The organism is Syntrophorhabdaceae bacterium, from assembly GCA_028713955.1.
In the GTDB taxonomy this organism is placed as follows: Bacteria; Desulfobacterota; Syntrophorhabdia; order Syntrophorhabdales; family Syntrophorhabdaceae; genus UBA5609.
Genome location: JAQTNJ010000063.1, coordinates 4,102 through 14,263, shown reverse-complemented (window position 1 = coordinate 14,263; position 10,162 = coordinate 4,102). Strand labels below are relative to the sequence as shown.

At 47.7% G+C, this 10,162-nt stretch carries 8 protein-coding genes; all 8 read left to right on the top strand.

Annotation, left to right across the window (positions count from 1 at the left end; all coding sequences use genetic code 11):
* A partial coding sequence (ligA, locus tag PHU49_07320; GenBank protein MDD5243813.1) for an NAD-dependent DNA ligase LigA occupies window positions 1–2,101 on the top strand: 2,101 nt, incomplete at its 5' end.
* A 302-nt stretch (window positions 2,102–2,403) separates the two neighbouring features.
* Window positions 2,404–2,865 carry a spore coat protein U domain-containing protein gene (locus PHU49_07315; GenBank protein ID MDD5243812.1) on the top strand — a complete coding sequence of 154 codons (462 nt, stop codon included), beginning with the start codon at window positions 2,404–2,406 and terminating at the stop codon, window positions 2,863–2,865.
* A gap of 8 nt (window positions 2,866–2,873) precedes the next feature.
* The gene (locus tag PHU49_07310; GenBank protein MDD5243811.1) at window positions 2,874–3,986 is read left to right on the top strand and encodes a hypothetical protein; all 1,113 of its coding nucleotides are present in this window, start codon (window positions 2,874–2,876) and stop codon (window positions 3,984–3,986) included.
* A gap of 77 nt (window positions 3,987–4,063) precedes the next feature.
* Window positions 4,064–4,816, top strand: coding sequence for a fimbria/pilus periplasmic chaperone (locus tag PHU49_07305; protein ID MDD5243810.1), 753 nt, complete (start codon window positions 4,064–4,066; stop codon window positions 4,814–4,816).
* Window positions 4,791–7,172, top strand: coding sequence for a fimbria/pilus outer membrane usher protein (locus PHU49_07300; GenBank protein MDD5243809.1), 2,382 nt, complete (start codon window positions 4,791–4,793; stop codon window positions 7,170–7,172). Before PHU49_07305 ends, PHU49_07300 begins: the two co-directional genes overlap by 26 nt.
* Window positions 7,173–7,400: 228 nt before the next feature.
* Window positions 7,401–7,871 (top strand): spore coat U domain-containing protein, encoded by a 471-nt coding sequence (locus PHU49_07295; protein MDD5243808.1) that lies wholly within the window; start codon window positions 7,401–7,403, stop codon window positions 7,869–7,871.
* Between the two features lie 278 nt (window positions 7,872–8,149).
* Entirely contained in the window at window positions 8,150–8,845 is a 696-nt protein-coding gene (locus tag PHU49_07290; protein MDD5243807.1) for an MTAP family purine nucleoside phosphorylase, read from the top strand.
* The gene (locus tag PHU49_07285) at window positions 8,842–10,098 is read left to right on the top strand and encodes an amidohydrolase (GenBank protein ID MDD5243806.1); all 1,257 of its coding nucleotides are present in this window, start codon (window positions 8,842–8,844) and stop codon (window positions 10,096–10,098) included. The genes PHU49_07290 and PHU49_07285 overlap by 4 nt, the downstream gene beginning before the upstream one ends.
* The last annotated feature ends 64 nt before the right edge of the window (window positions 10,099–10,162 follow it).

Below are 10,162 nucleotides of genomic sequence, written 5' to 3'. Positions count from 1 at the left end.
GCGCTATGGAGATCGTTCTTTTCGCTACAATTATTTCCCTGTTTATGCGATACTGAGTATAATCAAGGTCAAGGTGAATATTAAGGGAACGATGACTAAGGACAAGGCGCAAAAAAGGATAGAAGAACTCAGGGAAGCGATCGAATACCACAACCACCGCTATTATGTCCTCGATGATCCCGTCATCTCTGACGCCGAATATGATGCCCTCATGAGGGAACTTCAAGAACTCGAAAGTAAATATCCCGAATTCATCTCTCCCTATTCCCCCACACAGCGGGTGGGGGCTCAACCCCTGGAGGGATTCACCGCAGTCCCCCATGCCATACCAATGCTGAGCCTCGCAAACGCCATGACCGTTGAAGAGGTAGCTGATTTTGACAAACGCGTCAAAAAGATCCTCAATGCCGGGGATGTGGACTACGTGATGGAAGTAAAGATCGACGGATTGGCCGTAGAGCTTATCTATGTAAATGGGGAGTTTTTGCAAGGGTCAACACGCGGTAACGGGTTCGTTGGTGAGAATATCACGCAAAACCTCCGCACTATCAATGCCATCCCCATGCGACTCATTCAGTCACCCGGCATTCCGGTGCCGGAACATCTCGAGGTAAGGGGCGAGGTCTACATGGGCAGGAAGGAGTTTGAGGCGCTGAATCAACAGAAGGAACTTACCGGGGAACCTCTCTTTGCAAACCCGAGGAATGCCGCAAGCGGTTCCATGAGGCAGCTCGACCCGAGGATAACGGCAGGAAGGAAACTGAGCATATTCTGCTACGCACCGGGCCGGATCTCAGGTATCCGGTTTCAGACACATATGGAATTTCTTGATTGCCTCAAGCGATGGGGATTCCGCGTAAATCCCTATGTGAAACTATGCAGGAATATCGACGATATCCTTGCCCATTACCAGTATATCAGGGATATCAGGGACCAGATCCCCTATGAGATCGACGGCACCGTCATAAAGGTGAACAGGCTGGATTACCAGGAACAGCTTGGGACCGTATCGAGATCGCCCCGCTGGGCAGTAGCCTTCAAGTTCGAGGCCCATGAGGAACGCACCGTCGTCGAAGACATCGAGGTCAGTGTCGGGAGGACCGGCGCCCTGACCCCCGTGGCAATCCTGAGACCTGTGATGATCGGGGGGGTTGAGGTCTCACGGGCGACACTCCATAATGAAGACGAGATCAAACGGAAAGACATCATGATAGGCGACACGGTCATGGTCTCACGGGCAGGTGATGTGATCCCCGAGGTCATAAGGGTGATAAAGGAAGAAAGACACCGCGATGTAAAACCCTTCTCCATGCCCGGAACGTGTCCGGTCTGCAATGAGCCTGTCGTAAGGCCGCCGGGTGAGGCGATCAGGCGATGCATCAATATCAACTGCCCGGCACAGATCAAGGGCAGCATAGAACATTTCGCGTCGAAAAGGGCGATGGATATCGACGGTCTGGGCACAAAGCTCGTCGAGCAACTGGTCGATAAAAAGATCATCAGGGACGTTTCGGACCTCTACTATCTGAAAACGGAGGACCTCATCAGCCTTGAAAGGATGGCTGAAAAATCCGCCCAAAATATCATCGACGCGATCAACGTCTCACGGCGACGGCCCTTTGGACGGTTCATCTACGGGCTCGGCATACGGCACGTGGGTGAACATATCGCGGGGCTCCTCGCCGAGCGTTTTGGAGATATTCACGAATTGACGAAGGCAGACACGGAGGCGCTCCTCAGGATCCCCGAGATAGGTCCTGAGGTTGCAAACAGCATCACTTCATTCTTTGACGACACAAAGAACCGGGAGACCATTGAGAGGATACTGACGGGCGGTGTCACGATAGAATACGGGAAAACGGACAAGGGAAAACTTGACGGGCTCCTGTTTCTCTTTACCGGCACACTTAAGAGTATGTCGAGGGACGAGGCAAGACAAAAGGTAGAGGAACTGGGAGGAAAAACAGCTACATCGATCAGCCAGAAGGTCACCCATCTCGTCGCAGGGGAAGAGGCGGGCTCGAAGCTGGAGAAGGCGAAGAAGCTGGGAATACAAATCCTCAGTGAAGAAGAATTACTACAAACTATCATTAAAGAATAATCTCATACTATCATTGAAACTCATTAATTTACTTGACAAATGTATTATTAATATGGCATATAATAGCCGTGTACGATTGCAGACATGCCTGTCTGGAAGGAGGGATGAGACGCATAACGCTTGACTTTATTGTGGAAAGCGGTTATTGTAATACCAAGAATTACATAACTGGGGCACAAGCAAATAAAAAAGATTTTGACCGTCTCTGTGTAATCGTTTTACCCGTATATTTATTTTACATCTTGCGACTTTTTCTAACAACAACTACATTGTTGATAGATAATATTAGATAGGAGGAAAAAATGAAAAAGCTATTAAGTGTGTTGATGGTAATGTTTATGGTGGCAATGGCAGGCAGTGCACTGGCATCCGGCACCAACACGTTGACCGTGTCGGCAAGCGTTACAGGGACCTGTAAGTTCGTATCAGGGACATCCACGCTGAACTTCGGCGCCCTTGACCCATCATCGTCTTCAGATGCCACCGGCTCCGGCTCAACTACTTTTTGGTGTACAAAAGGTACGACTCAGACGCTTGCAGCAGGTAACGGCGCAAACTGGGATGGCACCAAAAGAAATATACTGGATGCTGTAAGCTCTGATAAGATTCCCTACACGCTCACCCTCACCCCGGATGGAGGTACGAACGCAGGACCGGGATCACCCAGGACGGTGACTATAGGCGGAACAATATTAAATGCTGATTACGTAAGCAAGAGTGCAGGTTCCTATTCTGACACAGTGACGCTGAACATAACCCCGTAAAGGGATAAATGATAACGCCCCAGCCAAAGAGGTTCAAAAGTAAATTAGGTTCTCTCCTCGTCAAGCGTCTTCTGGGAAGGATACTGGTAGATGGAAGGTTTGTTTCAAAAAAAGATCTTGACCAATCACTGGAATTACAAAAGAAAACGAATGAACAACTGGGTTCCATTCTTGTGCGTATGGGCATTCTCGATTCATGTGACCTCGATGCTACCCTTTCTATCCAGAAAGAGCTTGCTTCCCCCGAAGATGCGATAAAACTTGCCGCAGGAACAAAAAGACTGCTCGGCGAGCTCCTTCTCCAGGCAAGACATATCTCAAGGAAGGACCTTGAAAATGCTCTACAAGAACAGGAAAGAACCGGCGAAAGGCTCGGAGAGGTACTCAAGCGTTGGAGTTTACTAACTGAAGAGGAACTGAAAACAGTTCTACAATTTCAAAAGCATCAAGGTATACAGAAACCCGCTGAAGGAAAGCTGCGGCTCGGTGAACTCCTCGTTGCCACACATGATATTACCCGCACACAGCTTGACGATGCCCTGCGAAAACAAAAATACTCAAAGAAAAAGATCGGCGAGATCCTTGTAGAAGAAGGACATGTAAAACCTCAGCAGGTTGACCGTGCTCTCAAACTTCAGCAGAAGCTTGTCACCGCAGCGCTGATCGCAGCGCTTTTCCTTGCAGGTACAATGATTCCCAGGAAGGCGTATTCCGCGAGTCCAGCGGGGACGGGGTCGGCAAAGTTGATCGTTACCGCCCATGTCATGCCCCACGTGAAGCTGAAAGTCCTCAAACAATTGTCTGAATTGATCATAACGAATGCTGATATTGCCCACGGCTATGTGGATATCCCTGTTGCTTCGCGGATCGAAGTCAAGAACAATAACCCGGCCGGATGCCTGCTTGTCTTTGAAGGGCTTGGGGGTCCCATGAATTTTATCAAAGGCGTATATATACAGGGTGGTGGACGGGAGGTCTATGTAGAATCAGCCGGCTGGATGACACAGCCTTTCACGCGGACACCTGTCAGCATGGAATTGAGTTACCGGTTTGTCCTCTCGAAAGATGCCCTACCCGGTACCTATGTCTGGCCGCTGACCATTTCAGCAAGACCTGTATAACGATAATGCGGTCTTTCTCAAATCGTCGTTGTAATATCCGTAATATTTGTGTTATATAGTCCGTAATGACCCGTCGGGTGACATCTTTCTTCGTGCATGCCCTATTATGGGCATACACGTGTATCTTCCTTCTTTTACCCAATATCTCTTACGGAGGCGAGTTCAGGGTCAGCCCCATACGCTTGGACCTTGATGCAAAGGCAAAAAGCGGTGTTATAACGGTCATCAATGAAGCGGAAGAAAAACTGCAGTGCCAGATGAGGGCTTTCGAATGGACGCAGGATGGAGAGGGTAAAGATGTCTATGCAGAAACACGGGATATCATTTTCTTCCCGAGGCTCATGACCATTGATCCAAAGTCTGAACGCATTATAAGGGCTGGTATCAGGATACCTGCTGCAGCAAAGGAAAAGACGTACCGGTTATTTATCGAAGAGATACCGGAGCCAAAAAAGGCAGCGGGCACTACCGTAGCTGTGACCATCCGGTTCGGTGTGCCAATCTTTGTCAAGCCTGTGAAGGAAGAGGCAAAGGGGGTCTTTGAGAGGGTTGACCTCTCAAAGGGCACTGTCACCATCGCGGTCAGGAATACAGGAAATGTCCACCTGATCATAAATTCAGTAAACCTACTTGGTAAAGATCAAAAGGGCGAGCAAACCTTTTCCAGAGAATTGAGCGGCTGGTATCTCTTAAATGGTGCATCAAGGATTTATTCAACACCTCTTCCGCCTGACGCCTGCACAAAAATCGTGACCCTGGATATCGAGGTCAAGACAGATAAACTCAATTTGAACAGCAAATTGAATGTCAATACATCAATGTGCAAATAATAAGATCAGAAACCTTGGATACGCAGTAAGCTTCCTCTATCTCTGTCTCATCTTTTTCTTTCCCTTCCTTACCGAAGCTACAGAAACAGTCATAGTGAATATTATCCTCAATCAGGAGACAAAGGGTGAGTTTTTTGTTAACATGACCGACGATGGAGATTTTCTCGTCAGGATAAACGATCTTAAATCCATGGGTTTCAGTGAACCAAAAGGGAAGATTACGCAGATTGCCGGTGAGTCGTTCTTGTCATTAAGGTCTATAGAGGGGGTTGAGTTTCGTTTTGATGAAAAGAGATTAGCGCTTGAGATTATGGCGAAGCCGAATCTGCTTTCCTTGAAATCAGTTGACCTGATGCCAAAAAAGCAGCAGAAAGTATACTATCCGAGGGACTCCGGGGTGTTTTTGAATTACAGTGTTGACCACAATTCGAGCAATTCATTCGAATTTCAGAGCTTCAATGTAACCAACGAGCTTGGCATACGGTTGAGGGATTACCTCTTGCTTTCCAATTTTTCTTACCAGGACAGCAAAGAGCAGGAAAATTTTGTGAGACTAATGAGTAACATCACCTACGACAGGAGGAATGAGCTGCAGCGTTTTGTGGCAGGGGATTTTTATGCACTGTCCGGTGATCTCGGAAGCAGCCTTAATCTCGGTGGTTTAAGCTTTTCAAAGGTCTACAATATTGACCCATATTTTGTAAACCGCCCTCTATTCAATTTTACAGGCCTGGCAACACTCCCCTCTGAAGTTGAGGTCTATCTTGACGGGACAAAAATCCTGACAGAGAAATTCTCGCCGGGACAGTTCTCGCTGAAAAATATCAACTACTATGGTGGTGCACGGTTTCTTGAAGTGGTGGTAAAAGATGCCTTCGGGAAAGAGACCCGATACCGATTACCCTTTTATTTTACCGATATTCTATTGAGCAAGGGTCTCCATGAGTACAGCTATAATCTTGGTTTTATGAGAGAGCAATTCGGGGTAAAAAGTGATGATTACAGCAACCTCGCATTTTCAGCATTCCATAAGTACGGCGTGAGCAACACCTTTAACATTGGATTCAGTGCTGAAGCAACAAGAAGGACATATGTTATAGGTCCCCAGGTTACATTGCTTCTTGGGCGATTGGGGACACTGGTCCTTACATTCTCTGGAAGTCATGATGAGGATATGGGGGGAGGGAATGCGGGGTTATTGAACTATGGGTACCAGGGTAAGCTTTTTAACTGGAGACTGCTTTTCAAACAATACTCGAGGTCTTATACGACCGTTGCGACCAATACCTCAACTGCAGAGACCAAAAATGAAATAGGTGCAGGTATAGGTTTTGGAACAAAAGAGTTTGGCTCCCTTTCCCTGGATTTTACTGAGATAAAGAAGTATGAGGCACAAAGCACAAAGACATACGCGGTAACGTATTCGAGAAATCTCACGAGAAACTCAACAATCCTTTCGTCATATAAGCATGTGCGAGAGCAGAACAATTCAGACGAATTCTTTATCGGTCTTACATACTATTTTGGAGGCGATATGACCCTGTCGACCAGTCACATGCAGGACAGAGAGAAGAATATGCAGATAGTACAGCTTGCAAAAAATGTCCCCGTCGGCGAAGGCTACGGGTACAGGTTGTATAGCGACAGAACGGAATCCGATGGGACTGTTTCCAATACGGTCAATCCCTATTTTCAATACAACGGGAAATACGGAATATACACGGGAGAATACAGGGGGATCTATACGGGCGGGACACAGGCAGAGACATATCGATTTACCGCTGCAGGGTCCATCGCATATGCCGGCAATACCCTGGGGCTGAGCAGGCCTATAAACGATAGCTTTGGGGTGGTACAGACCGGTGGCCTGAAGGGAGTAGGCGTTTATGTAAATAACGAACAGGTAGGAAAAACAGATGCATCAGGAAAGGTCTTCGTGCCGAGCCTCAATTCTTATCTGGATAACCAGGTATCGATCAACGAGAAGGATATACCCATGGATTACACGATCGGAGAGGTGATGAAGTATGTCTCACCTCCTCTGCGGAGCGGCTCCTATATCAGGTTCGATATTGCAAAATTTTACGCCATTACGGGTATGCTGCATATAAAGGAGAACGGTATAGCCAGGCCCGCGGAATTTTTCGAAGTGACCGCAAATGTAGATGGAAAAGAAGTCATATTCCCTACAGGCAAGGGCGGGGAGTTCTACCTCGAGAATATAAAACCGGGGGAATACAGGGCCTCGTTCGACCACAAGGATAAAAAATGCTCTTTCGACCTTGTGATACCCAGGAGCGATGATGTGATCGTTGATCTCGGGGTGGTGACATGCGAGGCGAAAGGCAGCCCATAACTGACAACCCGTATATCGTAGTTCGTATATCGTATATCGAGATTCTAAAAAGAACGTTCGGCGTTGGGCGTTCGGCGAGACAACCGTAAGGCGGAAGGCGTAAGGGGAGGAAAAAATCTGTTCAACGTTAAGACGAACAAGACGAAACAGACTAAGCTGTATGCAGAAAGCTGTCTGCAATAAAATTATGAAGCATGAATCGCCCATATCTGATATAATGAGAGATACATGAAACTGCTGAGCTTGATAGTTATTCTATGTATTCTTTTCCTGATTACAGGGATTGCCCGCGCTGTCTGTACCATGTCAGTGACAAATGTTTCTTTCAGCACCTATGACGTGTTCGGGACAGCGCCCGTCGATAGTGATTCAGGCAGGGTGAACGTAAGCTGCACCTCAGATGTGAACAGGGCCACGGTCACTATCGGCAAAAGCACGACGTCGAACAGTTTCAATCCACGGCAGATGAAGCTCACAACCGGCACGGATGTGCTGAGCTACAACATCTATACTACATCCGCTCGCGCAGCCATTTGGGGTGACGGTACAGGCGGAACAAACACGGTCCGGGCAAACCGGCCTTCCGGAAAACCACAGCCATGGGCTACAGCCCTCACCATGTATGGAAGGATCCCCGCAGGACAGAATGTATCCGTAGGTTCCTACAGTGATCACGTCACTGTCACAGTAACACCTTAAACCCGTAGGCGTAAGGCGAGAACAATTGTAATTCGTGAGACGTAAGTGGAAAAGCACAAGGTGCGAGGAGCGAAGCGACGTAGCGACCTCATAGGGTATGAATTATTAATGAGATTGCCGCGCTCCGCTCGCAATGACTCATTTACCTTTCACTGGGTTCACCCATTCACGAATTACGATTCACGAATTACGAGGGCCTTTCACCTTTCACCGGTTTTTATTTGGTTCATTATTTTGTTGACTCATGACGCAATTTCCCCGTATTAAGTATTAAACAAATGAATGCTGTCATCGGTGGCACCTCACTCCTGAGTTCATCCATATTCCGTTCGTGGAAGAACAGGAATATCAAAACTCCCTACGGGAATATCCAGGTTAAAGCCAGCAACAATACAATATTTCTCCAGCGCCATGGCAGCCCTCCTGTTCCGCCTCACACAATCAATCACCGCGGCAACATATGGGCTTTAAAAAAACTTGGCGTTCAAAAAATCATCTCCATCAACTCCGTTGGAAGTCTGAAAACATCGATCAAACCGGGTATCTTCGTGATACCTGACGACTTCATGTCTGTCTGGAATATACCAACCTTTTTCGATAAAGAGATGGGATTTTTCATCCCGGAGATGGATAAAACAATAGCCAGGCTTCTCTACAACCTGTGTAAAGGACTAAGCATCAGGGTCAAAAGCGGCGGCATCTATATCCAGACTATCGGCCCCAGGTTTGAGACAAGGGCAGAGATCAATATGTTAAAGAGGTTTGGGGACATTGTCGGGATGACCATGGCATCTGAGGCAACACTCGCAATGGAATATGGTATACCGTACGCAAGCATCTGCTCCATTGACAACTACTGCAACGGGATCATAAAAATACCGCTCACGCTGGAAAAGATCAGAGACAACGTCAGGGAAAACCTGGACAACATTGAACTTATTATCAAAACACTTATTCAAAAGGATTTTACATGAAGATACTTATTAAAGGGGTGCTGCTGAAAGGTACAACAAAGGATATCTTTATCAACAACGGCACCATTGAAGAGATTTCCGAAAAGTGCGGTCGTGAGGCCGATAAGATCATAAACGGGAGCGACAAGGCCGCCCTGCCCTCACTCATTAACGGGCATACCCACGCGGCCATGACGCTTTTCCGGGGTTTTGCCGATGATATGCCGCTCAAAAACTGGCTTGAAGAAAAGATCTGGGTCCTTGAATCAAAACTGACGGAAGAGGACGTTTACTGGGGGGCGAAGCTCGCCTGCCTCGAGATGATCAAGAACGGCGTCACTGTCTTCAACGATATGTACTGGCACTGGGAGGCAACCGCAAAGGCCGTCGTGGAGATGGGTACACGGGGCCTCATCAGCGCCGTCTTCATCGACATGTTCGATTCAAAAAAAGGTCAGGAACAGATAGACCTCAATATCAGGCTGTTTGAGCTCTCCGAAAGGTACAAACCTCACGTAATCTTCACCTTTGGCCCCCACGCGATCTATACAGTTTCAGAAGAGAGTCTCCGGTGGATGCGGGATTTTTCTGAAAAACACAACATCCTCATCCATATGCACCTTTCAGAAACACAGGATGAGAACCATTTTGCCAGGGAAAGATACGGCCAGGCTCCTGTTGAATTTCTCGATCGTATCGGTATCCTTTCAGAGCGGTTTATCGGTTGCCACGGCTGTGTCCTCAATGATGATGACTGCCGGACACTGCGAGCGAGACAGGCAAAGCTTGTGCACATCCCTGTCTCGAATCTCAAACTCGCCGTCGGCAAGATCTTTCCCCATTTCCTCATGAAAAACGAAGGGATACCTTATTGTTTCGGCACTGACGGCTGCGCGTCCAACAACCACCTCGACATGATCGAGACCATGAAGTTCGCCTCGCTCATTGCAAAATTTGCCAATCACGATCCCACGGTACTCCCCGCGCAGGAGACCTTCGATATCGCCACGAAGGTTGCCGCCCGTATATTCAATCTCGGCAACTGGGAGATTGAGGTGGGGAACAGTCCCGATATCATCCTCATCGATTTGAACAGACCGGAATTTATCCCTAACTTTGACATCTATTCTGATATCGTCTACGCATCGAATGGTTATGCCGTTGATACGGTAATCTGTATGGGCAAGGTCCTCATGGAAAATAGATACGTACAGGGAGAAGATGCGATCATGCAGCACGCCAAAAAGATCGCAAAGGCCCTCGTTACACGATGACATTCATATGCGATGTAATGCTCGGGAGGCTTTCAAGGTACCTGAGGATCCTTGGGCTCGATTC

Coding starts and splice junctions, on each gene's coding strand:
- PHU49_07315 (MDD5243812.1), top strand. CDS start 2,404: ATGAAAAAGCTATTAAGTGTGTTGATGGTAATGTTTATGGTGGCAATG.
- PHU49_07310 (MDD5243811.1), top strand. CDS start 2,874: ATGATAACGCCCCAGCCAAAGAGGTTCAAAAGTAAATTAGGTTCTCTC.
- PHU49_07300 (MDD5243809.1), top strand. CDS start 4,791: ATGTCAATACATCAATGTGCAAATAATAAGATCAGAAACCTTGGATAC.
- PHU49_07295 (MDD5243808.1), top strand. CDS start 7,401: ATGAAACTGCTGAGCTTGATAGTTATTCTATGTATTCTTTTCCTGATT.
- PHU49_07290 (MDD5243807.1), top strand. CDS start 8,150: ATGAATGCTGTCATCGGTGGCACCTCACTCCTGAGTTCATCCATATTC.
- PHU49_07285 (MDD5243806.1), top strand. CDS start 8,842: ATGAAGATACTTATTAAAGGGGTGCTGCTGAAAGGTACAACAAAGGAT.